This window comes from Streptomyces viridifaciens (assembly GCF_001888885.2).
Taxonomy (GTDB): Bacteria; Actinomycetota; Actinomycetes; order Streptomycetales; family Streptomycetaceae; genus Kitasatospora; species Kitasatospora aureofaciens.
Genome location: NZ_CP090841.1, coordinates 3,590,797 through 3,607,772, shown reverse-complemented (window position 1 = coordinate 3,607,772; position 16,976 = coordinate 3,590,797). Strand labels below are relative to the sequence as shown.

Genomic DNA, 16,976 nt, shown 5'->3' with positions numbered 1-16,976 from the left:
ACGATTCTCTTGGGTACTCGAAACGCAGCGGTGAAGTCCCGCAGAACACTCCTCATCCGTACCGGGCTCGGCTCGGCGGGGGCTGCCGCCGTGCCGGGCCTGCCGCAGGGGCAGGTTTCCGATCCGGTGGCGGCAGTCGAGCCGGAGCCCGTACGGCCGTCGGTGCCGGTGATTCCGCCGCCGCCCGCCCAGCCGCCGGCCGTTCCCGGGCCCAGCCACCCCGAGACGCCCTCGACCACCGGCACCGCGCCCGCCTTCCAGCCCCTCTTCACCGACGCACCCGGGCTCAACTGGGCCGGATCCGGTGACAGTCGGAGCAGCGCATGGGCGGCGCAGCCGCCCGTCCCGCAGCTCGTCCCGCAACCGCCCGTCCCGCGGCTCCCGGTCGCGCTGCCCGTCGCCGTTTCGAGCGAGGAAAGCGCTGAAAGCGCCGAACTCCCGCTCACCGCACAGGACATCGAGCTGATCCGGGCCAGCCTCGCCGTCGTCGAGCCGGTCGCCGACCGGGCCACCGCGCACTTCTACGCCCTGCTCTTCCTCCGGCACCCCGAGGTCCGCTCGCTCTTCCCCGCCGCCATGGACGTCCAGCGCGACCGGCTGTTCCGTACCCTGCTCGCCGCCGCCCGCGGCGCCGAGGACCCGGCGGCGCTGCGCGCCCGGATGGGCGCGCTCGGCCGCGGCCACCGCCGCTACGGCACCCTGACCGGCCACTACGCCCCGGTGGGGGAGTGCCTGGTGCAGGCGCTCGCCCGCTACGCGGGCAGTCGCTGGGGCGACGACACCGAACTGGCCTGGCGCCGCGCCTACCGGCTGATCTCCACCATCATGATCGAGGCCGCCGAGGAGGACGCCCGCACCTCGCCGCCCTGGTGGCAGGGCGAGGTGGTGCGTCACGAGCGCCGCACCCGCGACGTCGCGGTGCTCACCGTCCGCCCGGACCAGGCCTACCCCTTCCGGGCCGGCCAGTACTGCAGCCTGGAGACGCCCTGGTGGCCGCGGGTCTGGCGGCACTACTCCTTCGCCTCCGCGCCCCGCCCGGACGGACTGCTGACCTTCCACGTCAAGGCCGTCCAGGCGGGCTGGGTGAGCAACGCGCTGGTGCACCGGGCCGCCCCCGGTGACGTGCTGCGGCTGGGCCCGGCGGCCGGTGCGATGACCGTCGACCACGCCGCCGGCACCGACCTGCTCTGCCTCGGCGGCGGCACCGGCATCGCGCCGATCCGCGCCCTGGTCGAGGAGGCGGCCGGGCACGGCGGACCGGGCCGCAGCGTCGAGGTGTTCTACGGGGCCCGCCACGCCGCCGAGCTGTACGAGCTGGACGCGCTGCGCGGCCTGGCGGGCCGCCTGCCCTGGCTGACGGTACGGCCGGTGCTGTCCGGCGCCGGCCCGGCCGAGGGCGCGCTGACCGGTGAACTGCCGGAGGTGGTGGGCCGGTTCGGCCCGTGGAGCGGCCGGGAGGCGGTCCTCAGCGGGCCGCCCGCGATGGTCCGGCGCGGGGTCGGGGTGCTGCTGCGGATGGGACTGCCGGCCGAGCGGATCCGGCACGACCTGGTGGGCGAGCGGGCCTCCGGGTGATCACCCGAGATCGGGTGCGAGGAGCGCGCGGATGCCCTCGATGTTGGCCGCCAGGTACGCCCGCAGCCGGGGCGGGACGACGTTCACCGAGGTCACGCCCTCGCGGGTGAACGGCAGCCGGACCACCTGGTACTCGCCGTTCGGGTCCGTCACCTCGGGCCCGTGCCGTCGGCTGAGGTCCATGGAGGCCAGCCTGCAGACGAAGAAGTGCTGCACCTTGACCCCGTGCGGGTGGAGCAGGGTGCCGTCGTCGATGGGGGTCCCCCCGGCCGGAGGCTGGGGGAGGGGGTGGCTGATGGTGTCGACGAAGGCGGGCACCACGTCCACGATCTTGCCGCCGAGTTCCTCGTCCACCTCGCGGTGCAGCGCCTCCACCACCGTGCGGTCGTCCCGCTCGACCCCGCCGCCGGGAGTGATCCAGTACGGGTGCGGCGCCCCGGGCCGGACCCGCCGGATCAGCACGATCGAGGCCGGGCCGTACGGGTCGTCCGGGTCCAGCTCCAGCAGGATCGCCCGCGCGGTCCGTTTGACCACCGGGCGTGGTGGCGGGGTTCGGTTGTCGGGGCCCATGGCGACCTCCGGGGCTGGAGCGTTGTGCGGGAGTCTCCCGCGCCGGGCGGAGGTCGAAACGCCGACCCGGACGGGCGTTCCGAGAAGTCCGCCGTTCGGCTTCCGGGCCCGTCGGCCCGCACGAAACCGTCCGAAGCAGGTCCGGCCCCGCCGGTGGAACCCTCGTCCACACACCGGGGCCGGGCAGAGGAGAGGTACTGGCGCCATGCAGCACAGCACAGTCCAGGGACGCCTGGTGATGAACCTCGTGGTCTCGCCCGAGCTGTCCTTCGGCATCGTGGCGGACCTGGCGTACGAGCCCACCGATCCGTACGCGGTCCGGTTCGCCTTCAACCTGCCCGGCGACGCCCCCGTCACCTGGGTGTTCGCGCGCGAGCTGCTGCTGGACGGCCTCGGCGGCCCGTCCGGCGAGGGCGACGTGCACATCCACCCGCTCGACGGTGAGCCCTCGGAGGTGCGCATCGCGCTGCACTCCCCCCACGGGGACGCCGTGCTGCACGCCCCGGCCGCGCCGCTGATCGCCTTCCTGGCGCGCACCGACCGGCTGGTGCCGATGGGGCAGGAGCGCATCGGGCGGGAGCTCGACGCCCGGCTCGCGGAAATCCTCGGAGGGTGCGACGCGGGTTGAGCGGCCGGGAACGGCGAAGGGGCCGGTACCCGGTGGACCACCCGGGCACGGGCCCCTTCCGCATCGTCGTGGGCGACGAGCCGTACGACGGGGTCAGTCGTCGTCCAGGGCCAGGTGCAGGCCCCAGGCGACGAGGCTGATGATCAGTGAACCGAACAGCGCCGCACCGAAGTCGACCACGTGGAAGTCCAGCTCCAGCCGGTTGGACGCCCAGGAGGTGAGCAGCAGCATCAGGGCGTTGATCACGAAGGTGATCAGGCCCAGCGTCAGGATGAACAAGGGGAACGAGAACAGCTTCACCACCGGCTTGATCAGCCAGTTGATGAGGCCGAAGACCACGGCCACGCCGAGCACCGTGAGGGCCTTGTGCTGCCAGTCGGCGTTGCCCTGGGCGAGTTGGATGCCGCTGACGATCCAGGCGGCGACCCAGATGGCCGCCGCGTTGATCAGTGTTTTGATGACGAAACCCTTCATGCCGCCCAAGCCTGGCAGGCGCCCCGCCCCGGGGGAAGCTCCCCCCGGACGAGTTGGTGTTGAATGCCCCTGGTCCGCCCGGTGGACGGGACGGACGGGATGGACGGGGCCCACGTGACGGACATGTCCCGGCGTGACGGACGGGACCTGCGTGGCGGACCGGGCGGAGGAGGACGGCAGCGGTGAAGATGTTCCGGCTGGACGAACTGGACGCGGAGCGGGCGGCCAACGACGGCGCGTACCTGCGGTTCCTGCGCGAACCGCGGATGTCCGCCGGGCTGTACGCGCTCTCCCCCGGCGACACCGACACCCAGACCGCGCACGACCAGGACGAGATCTACCAGGTGATCAGCGGCCGGGCCGAGCTGACCGTCGGCGCCGAGACCGCGACCGTCGGGCGCGGCAGCGTGGTCTACGTCCCGGCCGGCACCCCGCACCGGTTCCACCACATCACCGAGGAGCTGCGGGTGCTGGTGGTGTTCTCCCCGCCGGAGGACTGAGGGACCGGGCACGCCTTAGGGTCGCAGCATGAGCACCAGGACCCTGACCGAGGAACTCTGGGCGTCGATCGAGCCGATCTACGCCGAGATCCTCGCCCACCCCTTCCTCGGCGGCCTCACCGACGGCACCCTGCCGCGCGAGGCCTTCCGCCACTTCGTCGTCCAGGACTCCCACTACCTGCGCGACTACGCCCGCGCGCTCGCCGTCTGCGCCGCCAAGGCACCCGGTGAGGAGGACGTCCGGGCCTTCGCCGACGACGCGGTCGGCGCGCTGGCCGCCGAGCAGGGCATGCACGCCGAGTTCCTCACCGCCTTCGGCGGCAGCGCCGAGGAGGCCGCCGCCGAACCGGTGCTGCCGACCACCCGGGCCTACACCAGCTACCTGCTGGCCACCGTCTACGGCGGCTCCTTCGCCGAGGCGCTCGGCGCGGTGCTGCCCTGCTACTGGATCTACGCCCGGGTCGGCGAGGCGCTGCTCGCCCAGGGCTCCCCCGACCCGCTGTACGCCAAGTGGATCGCCACCTACGGCGACGAGGCCTTCCAGTCCGTGGTGCGCCGGGTGCTGGCGCTCACCGACCGGCTCGGCGAGGAGCTCTCGACGGCCGAACGGCGTCGGGTGGTCGAGCACTTCAGGACGACCTCGCGCTACGAGTGGATGTTCTGGGACGCCGCCTGGCGCGGGGAACGCTGGCCGGTCTGACCCCGGCCCCGGCCGTTTCTCGGGGGTCGCCCCGGGGGGTCGGATCGGGGTGATCTCGGGGTTCTCTCCGGGCTGTCGGCCCTCGTTCCGCCGCTTGCGCCACCGTACGATCGACACATCGAAAGCAAGCGGGATGCGGCACCGGACGGCAGCCGACCCCGAGGGGAGAAGAGGAACCGACATGGCTGAGCTCTGGAAGTCGCTGCCCTCCTGGGTGCGCAACATCGTCATCCCGGTGCTGGTCCTGGTGCTGGCCTGGAACGTCATCGCCTTCGTGTTCGGCGTGGTGGGCGCCCTGCTGAGCATCGTGATCAAACTGCTGGTGGTCGTCGGCATCGCGGCCGCCGTGGTGATCCTGGTGAAGAAGGCCGCCAAGAGCTGACCCCGCTCCGCGCGCCGCGCGGAGCACCTCCGGAGGCCCGGTACCCCGTCCGCGGGGGCCGGGCCTCGGCCTTCGCGGCGCCTTCGGGCGCCAGGTTCCTCGGCTGTTCCCTGGCCGGTTCCTTGGCCGGTTCCGTTCGGGGACCGTCTGGACCTGCGGCGATCGGCTCGCTACGGTGTTGGGCGTCATGTGCAGGCAACACCGCCTGCGACGCGGGAGCTCGGAGCACCGGGCTGAGAGGGCGCTGACCGGGACGTCGACGGACGTACCGACGGCTGCGTCGACCGCAGGAACCTGACCGGGTAATGCCGGCGTAGGGAGTAGAGGTCAGATGACCACGTTCGAAGCACAGCCGCAGTCTGCCCAGAGCGCCCCCAGCAGTGAGCGCACCGGCTACCCGACGCCGGCCTGGCGCAAGGCGTACCGCGACGGGTCCCGCCCGGACCTGCGGGTGCCGTACCGCGAGGTGCAGCTCACCAACGGCAGGACCGTCCCGCTGTACGACACCTCCGGTCCGTACACCGACCCCGCCTACGAGCCCGACGTCCGGCGCGGCCTGCCCGCCCTGCGCGACGCCTGGATCCGCCAGCGCGGCGACGTCGAGGAGTACGACGGCCGCGAGGCGCGCCCCGAGGACGACGGGATCAAGCACACCTCGCCGCGCGGCGGCAACCTGCGCAACCTGGACGCCGTCTTCCCCGGCCGCCCACGCCGCCCGCTGCGCGGTCGCGGCGGCGCCGCCGTCACCCAACTCGCCTACGCCAAGCGGGGCGTGGTGACGCCGGAGATGGAGTTCGTGGCGCTGCGCGAGGGCCTGGAGCCGGAGTTCGTGCGCGCGGAGGTGGCTCGCGGCCGGGCCGTCATCCCGGTCAACGTGAACCACCCCGAGGTGGAGCCGGCCATCATCGGCACCAACTTCCTGGTGAAGATCAACGCCAACATCGGCAACTCCGCCGTCACGTCCTCGATCGAGGAGGAGGTGGAGAAGATGACCTGGGCCACCCGCTGGGGCGCCGACACCGTCATGGACCTCTCCACCGGCCGCAACATCCACACCACCCGCGAGTGGATCCTGCGCAACTCCCCTGTGCCGATCGGCACCGTGCCGCTCTACCAGGCCCTGGAGAAGGTCGACGGCAAGGCCGAGGAGCTGAACTGGGAGGTCTACCGGGACACCGTCATCGAGCAGTGCGAGCAGGGCGTCGACTACATGACCGTCCATGCCGGCGTACTGCTGCGGTACGTCCCGCTCACCGCGCGCCGCAAGACCGGCATCGTCTCGCGCGGCGGCTCCATCATGGCCGCCTGGTGCCTGGCGCACCACAGGGAGAACTTCCTCTACACCAACTTCGAGGAACTCTGCGACATCCTGGCCACCTACGACGTCACCTTCTCGCTCGGTGACGGCCTGCGCCCCGGCTCCATCGCGGACGCCAACGACGAGGCGCAGTTCGCCGAACTGCAGACCCTCGGCGAGCTCGGCCGGATCGCCCGCGAGCGCGATGTCCAGGTGATGATCGAGGGCCCGGGACACGTCCCGATGAACAAGATCAAGGAGAACATGGATCTCCAGAAGGAGATCTGCGACGAGGCGCCGTTCTACACCCTCGGCCCCCTCACCACCGACGTCGCCCCCGGCTACGACCACATCACCTCGGGCATCGGCGCCGCCATGATCGCCTGGTGGGGCACCGCGATGCTCTGCTACGTCACGCCCAAGGAGCACTTGGGCCTGCCCAACCGGGACGACGTCAAGACCGGCGTGATCACCTACAAGATCGCCGCCCACGCCGCCGACCTCGCCAAGGGCCACCCCGGCGCCCAGGCCTGGGACGACGCCCTCTCCGACGCCCGCTTCGAGTTCCGCTGGGAGGACCAGTTCAACCTGGCCCTCGACCCGGAGACCGCCCGGGACTTCCACGACGAGACCCTCCCCGCCGAACCCGCCAAGACGGCCCACTTCTGCTCGATGTGCGGCCCGAAGTTCTGCTCGATGAAGATCAGTCAAAAGATCCGGGACGAGCACGGCGACGGCTCGACGGCCGTCTCCAGCGAGTTCGACGCCGAGGCTCTGGCCGGTATGGCCGAGAAGTCCGCCGAGTTCGCCGCTCAGGGCAACCGGGTCTACCTCCCGCTGGCCGACTGACGCCCCTGCCCGTTTGCGAGCCCTCTTCCGGATGCCGGGAGAGGGCTCGTCGCTTGAACCGGCGCCGACCGGCTGGCATCTGCATTTTGCAGCTACTGATGCTAGAGTGCAGATATGCCAGCGCTCACCATCCGGGATGTCCCTGACGATCAGATCCAGACCCTGAAGATCCGCGCAGCCCAGGCCGGCAAGTCGCTCCAGGCGTTCATGCAGGACCTGATCGCAAGGGAAGTGTCCAAGCCGACGATGGCGGAGATGATGGAGCGGCTGAACCGGGAGACCACCGCCCGCGTCAGCGCCACCGACATCGTCGCTGCCATCGACGAGGGACGAGCCGGGCGTTGATCGTTATCGACTGTTCCGCTCTGGTCCTGGTCCTCACGGCCCACAGTCCCGACGGAGAATTCATCCGGAGCCGTGTGGCCGAGGCGGGGGACGTCTACGCTCCCACCCTCCTGGACTACGAGATCCAGTCGGCCTTGCTCGGCATGCAGCGTGGCGGCAAGCTGACCGAGAGGGAGGTGGAAAGGGCGGTTTTCGCCTACCGGATGCTTCCCATCGCCAAACGGGAGACGCTGCCGTTCTGGGACAGAGTGAAGAAGCTGCACGCCAACCTCAGCGCCTACGACGCCCAGTACGTCGCCCTGGCGGAAGCCCTCGGCGTACCGCTGATCACCAGCGACGCGAGGATCAAGCGCAGCGGGGCGGCAAAGTGCGACATCGAGGTCTTCGCTTCGGTTCGCCCTTAGTCGGCGCAGCGCGTCCCGGTGGTGCCTTCGTCGGAGGGCCGCTCACCCGCCGGGTCACCGGCGTCCGGTGACCCGGCGGGAGCGGGCAGTGGGGCTCGTGGGCCGGCCGATCAGCTCCCGGTGCCGCCGGCCGGGCGGGCCCGTGGGGCGGGCACCCGTGGCGTCGGGGCGTCGCCTTCCCCGTCGGGCCGGTGGGTGGGCTGGAGTGCGAACCGGGCGCGCAGCGCGTCGGCTTCGGCCAGGGCCCGGGGGGACGGTGGACGCGGCGTGTTCCGCCGGCAGAGCGGGGCGTCGGGGGGCACCGGTGCCGGGTGGCGCTCCAGCACGGTGATGGCGCTGCTGTGTTCGACGACCGTCAGCCCGGCCTCCGCCGGAGCGAGGGGGCAGCGGGCGATCACGGCGCCGGCGGGGGTGGCGACGGACAGGTGGGACTGGTCGAGGCGACGGCGGACTTCCACCGGCGCGTCGACCAGGTGCTCGGGCAGGGCGTAGAAGTTGCCGCGGAAGGGCACCAGGCCCTGGGCGGTGACGGTGCGGCGGACACGCACACGGGCCGGGTAGGGCGTGGGCAGCTTCCGAAGTGCCGGGGTGTCGGTGCTTCCCCACCGGGCGTCCAGGCGTGCGGCGCACCGGTCCAGATCGTCCCAGGCGTTACGGAGGCTGGTGTCGTCCGGCAGCCCGCGCCACCACGAGCGGACGGCCTCGTCCAGGGTCCGGCGGGTGGAGGAGCGCTGGTCGGTCGGCAGCCGGCACTCGACGCGCACGCCGTAGTGCTCGGCCACCTGCCGGAACTCCGGCGTCACCCGGTCGGTTCGCGGGCCCCACACGGTCGGTGTCCGGCCGAACCGCCAGCATCCGGCGGTACCACCGAGCCGTCTCAGCACGGTGTCGACGGCTTCGACGAGGTGGGGCAGCTCCTGGTCCTCCGCCAGCGCCACCGCCCAGCGGCCGATGCGGCAGCCCGCGCCTGCGGCGGGGCCGGGGCCGGGGAGCGAACCCACCAGCAGCCCCGCCCGGTGGCCGTAGCCCCAGGACGGCGGCGGATCGGGGAGCCGAAGCCAGTCGAACTCGACGGTCCCTTCGGCCGGCACGGGATCGGACCGCCCGCTCGCGGCCACGGCCAGGTCGTGGCACTGCCGGCAGCGCGGCCTGGCCTGGTGTTTGCGCAGGGCCCCGGTGAAGGTCGAGTAGCCGCCCCCGTAGCCGAGCTCGACGACCTCGTCGAAGAGGACGGTGGCAGCCAGGTGCGGGTCCTCCGCCAGACGATGGCGACAGTACGGCAGGAACTGGAGGAATCCGTCCCGAGGGGGAATTCTGATGCCAGGGGTCCGCTCTCCCCGGAGGTAGGACCTCACGGTTTTCCGATCACGCCCGAGGTGTCGGGAGATTCTGATTATCGACCATCCTTGGCGATGCAGCATTACCGCTTCCAGGTATTCCTTCCAGGACAGCAAGAAGCCTCCCAGGGGCCGTTCGACCCGGCGCGAGCCGAGGGATATGCCAAGGGCAAGTCGGAAACATAGCATCGCGCGAAAAGAAGAAACGTTTCTCTTGTCATTGTTTTACTTGGGGATTTTTGGCGAGCAGCACCGCCGGTGAGTATAGGATTACCCGTGCTCCGGCGCTTCGGGTCGACCCCTCATGCGAACTCCGCGGGCGGCGGGAAAATATTCACCCCCCGGCTCTTCGGCCTGGGTAATTTTGCAGAGCATCTCCGATATCGAATATGGAAGGACGCCCGTACGTCGTAAAACCGTGCCCGCCGCTTCTCGTTGATGTACGCGTGACTTCACCATGCCTGCCCTACGCCCCGTCGCCTCCGATGCGGGAGCCGATCGCCCCGCTCGGGACATGGCTGTTCGTCCCCGACCGCCGCAACGCCGTGGGCGACGTGTCCACCGGCTACCTGTCGCGCAACGGCGAGCGTGTCGTCCTGTCGCACACCTCGCGTCCGCTGGCCGACCTCGTGCGGAAGATCGGCCAGCTGGAGAGCGACTTCGCGGCGCGGATCGGCGCCCTGCTCTTCCCGGAGGAATCGTGACGCCACCGGTGCCATCGAGCTGTTCCGTGCCGGGCCGGGCGGGCCGCCGGGCCGATCCGCAGCCGGACGACCATGTGGGGAGCCTGCCGTGTACGACCGGATGACCGAACTCCTCGGCGCGTACGGGGCCCGCGGCTACGGCGAGGCGAACCACGGGGGTTGGGCCGCTCCCGGGGACCGGGGCCGCGAGGAGCCCTGCTCCGCGGACTGGTACGACGACGGCTCCACCTACGGCCTCGGCGCCGTGCCCGGTGACGTGCAGGCGTTCAGCCCCGTCGTCGCGTCGGCCGCCGGCTGGGAGAACGAGACGGCGTTCGTGCCGCCTCCGCGATCCCCGGTCGAGCCGTCCGGGACTCGTGGGACGGGCGGACCGGTCGGCCCGGTGGGCCCGGTGGGCCCGTCGACTTCCCGGCACCGCCGACGCCCTCCCTTCCCCGGCCCGGCCTGGCCCCGCCTGGTCAGCTCCGCCTGCGGTGCGCTGACGGCGCTGGCGGTGACCGCGGCCTGCGCGCTGGGCCTGGTGTTCTCCTACGGGCCCCTCCAGGAACTGGCTTTCTCGCGGGTGCCGCGCGGACTGTCACAGGTGTGGCCGGTGGTCGTCTACGGACCGTGGCTCGCGGGTTGTCTGTCGGTCCTGCGCGCCGTCCAGCACGGGCGTCAGCCGTTCCACTCCTGGGTGGTGGTCGTGCTCTTCTCCGGCCTCGCCGCCGGACTGTGCGTCGCCGACGTCCCCTGGACGCTGTCCGCCGTCGTCGTCTCCGGCCTGCCGCCGCTCACCGGTGTCATCTCGCTCCACCAACTCGTGCGCCAGCTCACCGCGGCCAGGCGGGCGCGCCAGCGGCTGGACCGGCAGACCGGTCACCGGGCGCGCCGGTGAACCTTCCTCGACGAGCCGGGCGACGGGTGTCGGTCACCGTGTGCTCCGCCGGTGGTCATTCCGTGTCCTCGCCGGCGTTCTGGGGGTACCAGCGGAGCTCGACGGTGTTGCCGTCCGGGTCCTGGACGTAGAGGGAGGTGCCGGTGCCGCGTGCGCCGTAGCGGGGGCCCGGGCCGTCGAGGACGGTGAAGACGCCGGAGTCGACGACCTCCTGCCAGTCGAGAGGCTCCACGGTGAGGCAGATGTGGTCGACGTTGGACTCGTGCCGGGGGCGGTCGAACAGGTCGATGATCGTGCCGGGGGAGACCCGGACGGACGGGAAGGAGACCTTGCCCGCCCGCCACTCCTCGACCCGGACCGGCTCCAGGCCGAGGAGACCGGTGTAGAAGGCCAGCGACCGCTCGATGTCGGCGACGTTGAGGACCAGGTGGTCGAGGGCGACGACGCGCATGTGATCGGCTCCGGTGGTGTGGGATCGGTGGGGGCGGGTTCCACGATCCTCCGAACGGGAGCGATCATCAATCCCGGATCGCCGAACGATCATTGAGCTGGATTGAACGATGCCGGTCGCATGACGGCAGGAACGGGGGCGGCATGCTGGAGCGGCTGGAGACCGAGGTCTTCCTCGCACTCGCCGAGGAACTGCACTTCGGCCGGACCGCCGAGCGGCTGGGCCTCACCACCGGTCGGGTCAGCCAGATCGTCAGAAAGCTGGAACGCCAGGTCGGCGCAGCGCTGTTCGACCGCACCAGCCGGTCCGTACGGCTCACCCCGGTCGGGCGGCAGCTGGCCGAGGACCTCGCCCCGGTGGTGGCCGCGATGGAGCAGGCGCTGCGGCGGGCGGTCGACGCCGGCAAGGGGGTGACCGGCGAGCTGCGGGTCGCGTTCCTCGGCGAGTGGACGGCACCGGTGCTGCTCAGGGCGGTCGCGCTGTTCGGCGAGCGGCACCCGGACTGCCGGGTGGACGTCCGGGAGGCACAGCTCTCCAACTCCCGCTCCAGCCTCGAGGACGGGTCGATCGACATCCTGGTCGCCTCGTACCCGTTCGACGGCATGGCGCTCGGCCCGGTCCTGCTCGCCGAGCGACGCGCACTGGCCGTCCCGGCCGGGCATCCACTGGCGGCCGAGGCGTCGGTGTCGCTGGAGGTGCTCGCGGACCACCCGGTGGTGCAGTACCCGGCGGTCACCTCGATCGGCTTCAAGCGCGACCGCACCCCCGACCGGACCCCCTCCGGCCGTCCCGTCCCCAAGGGGCCCTCCGGCGCCACCTTCTCCGAGATGCTCAGCCTGGTCGCCATGGGCCGCGGCGTCCTTCCCGTCGGCGAACACTGCCGCCAGTACTACCCCCGGCCCGACCTCGCCTACGTCCCCATCCACGACGCCCCGCTGATCGAGCGCGGGCCGATCTGGCTTCCGTCCAACACCACTGGGCGGGTGCGGGAGTTCATCCGGGCCACGGCGGATGTGGCCGGTGGGGGCGCGGCTGTGCAGTGCTCGGCTCGCGGAGCGGGGTGGTAGGGGGCCGGGGTCAGGAGATGGCGCGGAGGTGGGGGCCGGCCGGGCGGGTCAGTCGGGTGAGGTGGGTGGCGGTTTCGGGGTCGGCGGGGAGGAGGACGAGGAGCTGTTGGGCGTCGGCGGGGAACTCCAGGGTTTCGCGGTGGAGGCGGAGTTCGGGGCCGGTGGGGTGGTGGAGACGGAGGGGGCCCCGGCGGGGGACGAGTTGGTTGGCGAGGCGGCGGGTGAACTCGGGGCCGGCGACGGGGGCGAGCTCGGTGCTGAGCCATTCGGAGTTCTCGACGGAGGGGCCGAGCCAGAGGTCGAAGGCCTGTTCGTCGGCGATGTCGTCCCAGTCGGGGAAGAGGGTGCGGGCGCGGGGGTCGGTGAAGACGTAGCGGGTGAGGTTGGGGGCGGGGTGGTCGAGCAGGCCGGCGGCGCCGAGGACGGCGGCGTAGCCGGGGGTGTGGGCGAGGACGTCGCCGAGGCGGTTGGTGACGGCGGCGATGCCGGGTTCGAGGAGGCGGAGGGTCTCGCGGACGGCGGGGCGGACCTCGCGGGAGGGCGGGGTCGGGCGGACGTGGTGGGGGCAGGCGCCGCCGGTGATCTTGGCGAGGTAGCGCAGGTGGGTGCGTTCGGCGGGGTCGAGGCTGAGGGCGTCGGCGAGGGCGTTGACCACGGCGGTGGAGGGGTTGCGGTCGCGGCCCTGTTCCATCCGGGTGAGGTACTCGACGCTGATGCCCGCGCGGATGGCGAGGTCGGAGCGGCGCAGTCCGGGTGAGCGGCGGCGGCCGTGGTCCGGCAGGCCGAAGGTCTCGGGTTGGATGCTGTCGCGCTTGGCGCGGATGAAGTCCCCCAGGGGTGTGCCCATATGACGAGCGTACGGGTGGGGCGGGCGCGGAGGGTGGCCCTGCGGGGGCCAGCCTGGGCAGGGTCTGGCTGGCACCGGCGGGCGGGCGGATGGTGGTGGGCATGGAGAAGAACACGTACAAGCTGGTGGTCCTGGTCGGCAGTGTCAGGGAGGGCCGGTTCGGCCCGGTGGTGTCCTCGTGGGTGGCCGAACAGGCCGTAGCCCACGGCGGGTTCGAGGTGGAGGTGGTCGATCTGGCGGAGTTTGAGCTGCCGTTGGCGCTGCCCGCCGCCCCGCCGAAGTTCGCCGGCGCCGACTATCCCCGCCCGGCCGGGATGGCGGGGCTGACCCGGGCCCTGGACGGCGCGGACGCCGTCCTGATCGTCACACCCGAGTACAACCACAGCTACCCGGCATCGCTGAAGGCCGCGATCGACTGGCACTTCACCCAGTGGACGGCCAAGCCGGTCGCCTTCGTGAGCTACGGCGGCGCCGCCGGCGGCCGGCACGCGGTGCTGCACCTGGAGAACGTCCTGACCGAACTGCACGCGGTGACCATCCGGGACGGCCTCTCTTTCCCGAACTACTTCACCGCGTGGACGGACGGCCGACCCGACGACCCGCAGGCCGCCGGTTACGCCAAGGCCATGCTCGACCAACTGGTTTGGTGGGCGGGTGCGTTGAAGAACGCCCGGGCCGCCGCGCCGTACCCGGCCTGAGACGGGAGAGGGCGGGACGGGGCGGCAGCGAAAAGAATTTCAGCGAGGTTCACACGCTCGTGTCCTTCGTCCTAGTCGTCGCGGACGTCACCGGCACAGGAGCCTGTCGTCCTTGGACAGGCGCGACAACGGGCGCGGATCCGGCGGCAACCGCCGAACCGGTAGCGAGATCACCCTCGCCCGCCGACATCGCGGTCGACACCGTCCACGATCACCCGGTACGGGCTCGGAGTAGCGGCGAACAGCGCCCCGTGATCGACCTGCGCCGTCATCCTGCCCTCCCCTCCTGTCACCTGAGCTTCCTTACTCCGAGCCAGAAGCCGCCTGTGGCGCCCGCCCGTCGAGCAACCGGCTCGGCTGCAGAACGCGACGCCGACGAACCGCCCTGGCCGCCGCGATCGCGGGCTCGCGGCGTCCGGGCTCGCAGCGTCCGCACCGGCTTCCTCTCCGCCGCGGACGAGAACGTCGCCCGTGTCTACGCCCGCGTCGGTTTCCGGCCGGTCGGCACCGCCCTGATCGCCGAACCGGCCTGACGCGACCGGTCGGCGCCCACCGGGGGCGCCCCGTAGGGCCGTCCGCCGGTTCGGGGGCCGGTGACGTCAGGGCTTCCCCTTCGAGACGAAAAGGGCGACGGCGGTGCCCGGGGCGACGACGGTGCCAGGCCTGGGCTCGCTGCTGATCACCGCGCCGGCCGGGGTCTTCCAGTCGGTGAAGTTCTGGACGTGCTCGATCTTCAGTCCGGCTTCCGTGAGGACGTTCTCGGCCTGGGCCTGGGGCATGCCGAGGACTGCGGGGACGGTGACGGAGGGGTCGCCGGGCGCTGGTTCGGTGCGGGTGCCGGGGGAGGGCGTGGCGCTTCCCATCGGAGCCTCGGGGGAAGCGGTGGCGGAGGTGTCGGTGGCGGGGGAGGCGGTGGAGGTCGGCTCCGGCGGCGCGGGAGAGGGTGTCCCGGAGGCTACCGGCGGGGCGGAGGCAGGTCGGACCGGGGACTGGTCGGAGCCGTGCAGCGCGAAGGCGGTGCCAGCGGTCAGGACGATGGCGGCCGCCGAGGCCGTGACCGCGAGCAGTGCGCGCCGACGGCGGGTGCGGCGCAGGATGGCGGCGCCGTCGAACGCAGGAGGGTGCCGGTCGTTCGCGAAGTTGTCCATGGCCTGGATCAGTGCCTCTCTCAGGTTGGGGTCCGGGGTGGAGCCGAGGTGGCCGTCGGGCGGGAACGAGGTCATCACGCACCTTCGAACTGGGGCAGAGGAGTGGGCCGGCCGTCGTCCGGTACGGGCGCGGGCGATTCGGACCGGGGCACCGCGGTGCGGAGTTTGGCCAGCCCGCGGGCGAGTTGTGAGCGCACGGCGGAGGATGAGATCCGGAGTGTGTCGGCGATCTCCTGGTCGCCCATGTCATGCAGGTAGTGCAGCACCACGACGGTGCGCATCCCGATCGGCAGGGCGTGGAGCGCCTGTACCAGTTCGTCACGAAGGTCCACGAGCCGGTACGGGTCACGGGGGTCGACGTGGTCCGCGAGGTTCGAGTGCTCACCGGCCCGGCGGAGTCTGCGCCACCGGTCGTTGGCCAGGTTGACCACGATCCGGCGCACGTAGGCCTCCGGCGAGTCCGCGACGGCCACCCGTTTCCAGTGCCGGCATGCCTTCTCCAGCGCCTCCTGCAGCAGGTCCTCCGCACTGTCCTGACTTCCGGTCAGGATGTAGGCGGTCCGGAACAGTGCTGCGGAGCGATGCTGGACGAACTCGACGAAGTCGATCTGTCGGGTGTCCCTGCCGCGCCTGCCCAGCCTCACCAGCCGCCCGCCGATGCACTCATGTTCTCCTCCTTCAGCGTTCCCACACCCATGACGGCCCCTCACCGCGGCCTGCTGCACCGAACCTCCCGAAGTGACACGTATCACTTGGCCCGGCGGCCCGGAACGCCCGACGCCGCACCGGGAGCCCGTCAGGGCCGTTGGGGGCGTCGGGTTGTCGCGGCGCGGGCGCCCGGCGGACGGGCCCCAGCGCTGCTCCGCGGAAGTTCTTGGAGGGGCGTCGATCAGGGCATGGGGTCGCCGAGATAGAGGCCGAAGGTGTAGTCCACGGCTTTCTCGGGCGCTCAGCCTCGGCGGCAACCGCCCCAACCTGCCCCGCCGCCCAACTCACGTGATCGCACCCACAGGTCCAGCAGAAGAGCCCGATAAAGGAAGACGGGGAACACGATGGAATACGGAAAGCTCGGCGGCACCGACCTGGTGGTCAGCCGGATCGCGCTCGGCTGCATGGGCTTCGGCGGCAGCGGCCGCGGCCACAACCCCTGGGCGCTGGACGAGGAGGCGGCCGCGCCGGTGTTCCGGCGGGCGGTGGAGCTCGGCATCACCCTCTGGGACACCGCCAACGTGTACGGCGGCGGCGCCTCGGAGGAGCTGGTCGGCCGCGCGGTGCGGCGCTACACCCGGCGCGAGGACGTGGTGCTGGCGACCAAGGCGGGCCTGCCGATGCACGACGGCCCGGGCGGTTCGGGGCTGTCCCGGCGGGCGGTCCTGGAGCAGGTCGACGGTTCGCTCACCCGCCTCGGCACCGATCACATCGACCTGTTCCAACTGCACCGCTTCGATCCGGTGACCCCGGTCGAGGAGACCGTGGCGGCGCTGGCCGAGGTGGTCGCGGCGGGGAAGGTCCGGTACGTCGGCGCCTCCTCGATGTGGGCCTGGCGGTTCGCGAAGCTGCGGCACGCGGCGGTCCGGGACGGCGGCCCGGCCTTCGTGTCGATGCAGCACCAGTACAGCCTGGTGCAGCGGGAGGAGGAGCGGGAGATGTTCCCGCTGCTCGCCGACCAGGGGGTGGGGAGCCTGGTGTGGTGCCCGCTCGCCTCGGGCCGGCTGGCCCGTCCGTACGGGGAGTCGACGGCGCGCTTTGCGGGGGACGCGGTGGCCGGTCGGTTCTTCGCGGACGTCGACCGGCCGATCGTGGACGCGGTGGAGGCGGTCGCCGGGGCCCGGGGTGTGCCGATGGCGCGGGTCGCGCTGGCCTGGGTGCTGGGCAACGCGCTGGTCACCGCGCCGATCGTCGGCGCCACCCGACCGGGGCACCTGGACGACGCGGCGGCCGCGTTCGACGTCCACCTGACCGGGGCGGAGCGCGCGGCCCTGGAGGCGCCGTACACCCCCCGGCTGCCGACCGGCTTCTGAGCGGGCCGGCAACCGGGGCCGGGCCCGGGGTGGGGCCGGGGTGGGGCAGGGCGGAGGCCGGGGCTCCCGAGTGGGCTACGGCGGCAGTCCCCAGGACAGTGC

General features: G+C 72.1%; 20 protein-coding genes. 13 read left to right on the top strand and 7 right to left on the bottom strand.

The features are described 5' to 3' along the window. The first annotated feature begins 126 nt into the window (after positions 1–126). Entirely contained in the window at positions 127–1,575 is a 1,449-nt protein-coding gene (locus BOQ63_RS23140) for a globin domain-containing protein (RefSeq protein ID WP_223886022.1), read from the top strand. Here the strand turns inward: BOQ63_RS23140 and BOQ63_RS23135 are convergent, their stop codons facing one another. Then, a complete protein-coding gene (locus BOQ63_RS23135; protein ID WP_030278202.1) occupies positions 1,576–2,145 on the bottom strand; it encodes an NUDIX domain-containing protein in 570 nt (189 codons plus the stop codon). A gap of 205 nt (positions 2,146–2,350) precedes the next feature. Here BOQ63_RS23135 and BOQ63_RS23130 point away from each other — a divergent pair, with 205 nt between their 5' ends. Continuing rightward, entirely contained in the window at positions 2,351–2,773 is a 423-nt protein-coding gene (locus BOQ63_RS23130; protein ID WP_030278201.1) for an SsgA family sporulation/cell division regulator, read from the top strand. Between the two features lie 93 nt (positions 2,774–2,866). Here BOQ63_RS23130 and BOQ63_RS23125 read toward each other — a convergent pair whose 3' ends face one another. After that, a complete protein-coding gene (locus tag BOQ63_RS23125) occupies positions 2,867–3,247 on the bottom strand; it encodes a phage holin family protein (RefSeq protein WP_030278200.1) in 381 nt (126 codons plus the stop codon). A 182-nt stretch (positions 3,248–3,429) separates the two neighbouring features. Between BOQ63_RS23125 and BOQ63_RS23120 the strand changes: the two genes are divergently transcribed. From BOQ63_RS23120 to BOQ63_RS23095, 6 genes are all read left to right on the top strand, one after another. Further along, a complete protein-coding gene (locus tag BOQ63_RS23120) occupies positions 3,430–3,747 on the top strand; it encodes a cupin domain-containing protein (protein ID WP_030278199.1) in 318 nt (105 codons plus the stop codon). A 28-nt stretch (positions 3,748–3,775) separates the two neighbouring features. Continuing rightward, the gene (tenA, locus tag BOQ63_RS23115; RefSeq protein ID WP_030278198.1) at positions 3,776–4,447 is read left to right on the top strand and encodes a thiaminase II; all 672 of its coding nucleotides are present in this window, start codon (positions 3,776–3,778) and stop codon (positions 4,445–4,447) included. A 181-nt stretch (positions 4,448–4,628) separates the two neighbouring features. Further along, positions 4,629–4,829: a DUF5326 family protein gene (locus tag BOQ63_RS23110; RefSeq protein ID WP_030278197.1), complete on the top strand. Its 201-nt coding sequence runs from the start codon at positions 4,629–4,631 to the stop codon at positions 4,827–4,829. Positions 4,830–5,160: 331 nt separating this feature from the next. Next, positions 5,161–6,975: a phosphomethylpyrimidine synthase ThiC gene (gene thiC / locus BOQ63_RS23105; RefSeq protein ID WP_030278196.1), complete on the top strand. Its 1,815-nt coding sequence runs from the start codon at positions 5,161–5,163 to the stop codon at positions 6,973–6,975. Positions 6,976–7,089: 114 nt separating this feature from the next. Continuing rightward, a complete protein-coding gene (locus BOQ63_RS23100; protein ID WP_030278195.1) occupies positions 7,090–7,320 on the top strand; it encodes a FitA-like ribbon-helix-helix domain-containing protein in 231 nt (76 codons plus the stop codon). Continuing rightward, the gene (locus tag BOQ63_RS23095; protein ID WP_072654895.1) at positions 7,317–7,724 is read left to right on the top strand and encodes a type II toxin-antitoxin system VapC family toxin; all 408 of its coding nucleotides are present in this window, start codon (positions 7,317–7,319) and stop codon (positions 7,722–7,724) included. The genes BOQ63_RS23100 and BOQ63_RS23095 overlap by 4 nt, the downstream gene beginning before the upstream one ends. Before the next feature lie 110 nt (positions 7,725–7,834). On the opposite strand, the gene BOQ63_RS23090 is transcribed toward BOQ63_RS23095, so the two are convergent. After that, positions 7,835–9,145, bottom strand: a complete 1,311-nt coding sequence (locus BOQ63_RS23090) for a Mu transposase domain-containing protein (protein WP_157846565.1) — start codon at positions 9,143–9,145, stop codon at positions 7,835–7,837. A gap of 401 nt (positions 9,146–9,546) precedes the next feature. Between BOQ63_RS23090 and BOQ63_RS23085 the strand changes: the two genes are divergently transcribed. Continuing rightward, positions 9,547–9,765 (top strand): hypothetical protein, encoded by a 219-nt coding sequence (locus BOQ63_RS23085; protein ID WP_030278192.1) that lies wholly within the window; start codon positions 9,547–9,549, stop codon positions 9,763–9,765. An 88-nt stretch (positions 9,766–9,853) separates the two neighbouring features. Further along, positions 9,854–10,642 carry a DUF2637 domain-containing protein gene (locus BOQ63_RS23080; protein WP_050366666.1) on the top strand — a complete coding sequence of 263 codons (789 nt, stop codon included), beginning with the start codon at positions 9,854–9,856 and terminating at the stop codon, positions 10,640–10,642. A 55-nt stretch (positions 10,643–10,697) separates the two neighbouring features. Here BOQ63_RS23080 and BOQ63_RS23075 read toward each other — a convergent pair whose 3' ends face one another. Continuing rightward, the gene (locus tag BOQ63_RS23075) at positions 10,698–11,093 is read right to left on the bottom strand and encodes a VOC family protein (RefSeq protein ID WP_072654894.1); all 396 of its coding nucleotides are present in this window, start codon (positions 11,091–11,093) and stop codon (positions 10,698–10,700) included. A 143-nt stretch (positions 11,094–11,236) separates the two neighbouring features. On the opposite strand from BOQ63_RS23075, the gene BOQ63_RS23070 reads away from it, so the two are divergent. Beyond that, entirely contained in the window at positions 11,237–12,160 is a 924-nt protein-coding gene (locus BOQ63_RS23070; RefSeq protein WP_051746502.1) for a LysR family transcriptional regulator, read from the top strand. Positions 12,161–12,170: 10 nt separating this feature from the next. On the opposite strand, the gene BOQ63_RS23065 is transcribed toward BOQ63_RS23070, so the two are convergent. Continuing rightward, the gene (locus BOQ63_RS23065; protein WP_072654893.1) at positions 12,171–13,007 is read right to left on the bottom strand and encodes a helix-turn-helix domain-containing protein; all 837 of its coding nucleotides are present in this window, start codon (positions 13,005–13,007) and stop codon (positions 12,171–12,173) included. 101 nt (positions 13,008–13,108) lie between these two features. Here BOQ63_RS23065 and BOQ63_RS23060 point away from each other — a divergent pair, with 101 nt between their 5' ends. Continuing rightward, complete coding sequence (locus BOQ63_RS23060; RefSeq protein ID WP_072654892.1) at positions 13,109–13,705, top strand: NADPH-dependent FMN reductase; 597 nt, start codon at positions 13,109–13,111, stop codon at positions 13,703–13,705. 599 nt (positions 13,706–14,304) lie between these two features. Here the strand turns inward: BOQ63_RS23060 and BOQ63_RS23055 are convergent. Together BOQ63_RS23055 and BOQ63_RS23050 are read right to left on the bottom strand one after the other, a co-directional pair. Then, complete coding sequence (locus tag BOQ63_RS23055) at positions 14,305–14,928, bottom strand: PASTA domain-containing protein (RefSeq protein WP_072654890.1); 624 nt, start codon at positions 14,926–14,928, stop codon at positions 14,305–14,307. Continuing rightward, a complete protein-coding gene (locus tag BOQ63_RS23050) occupies positions 14,928–15,461 on the bottom strand; it encodes a SigE family RNA polymerase sigma factor (protein WP_072656331.1) in 534 nt (177 codons plus the stop codon). Before BOQ63_RS23050 ends, BOQ63_RS23055 begins: the two co-directional genes overlap by 1 nt. A gap of 444 nt (positions 15,462–15,905) precedes the next feature. Here BOQ63_RS23050 and BOQ63_RS23045 point away from each other — a divergent pair, with 444 nt between their 5' ends. Continuing rightward, positions 15,906–16,874, top strand: a complete 969-nt coding sequence (locus BOQ63_RS23045; protein ID WP_072654889.1) for an aldo/keto reductase — start codon at positions 15,906–15,908, stop codon at positions 16,872–16,874. The last annotated feature ends 102 nt before the right edge of the window (positions 16,875–16,976 follow it).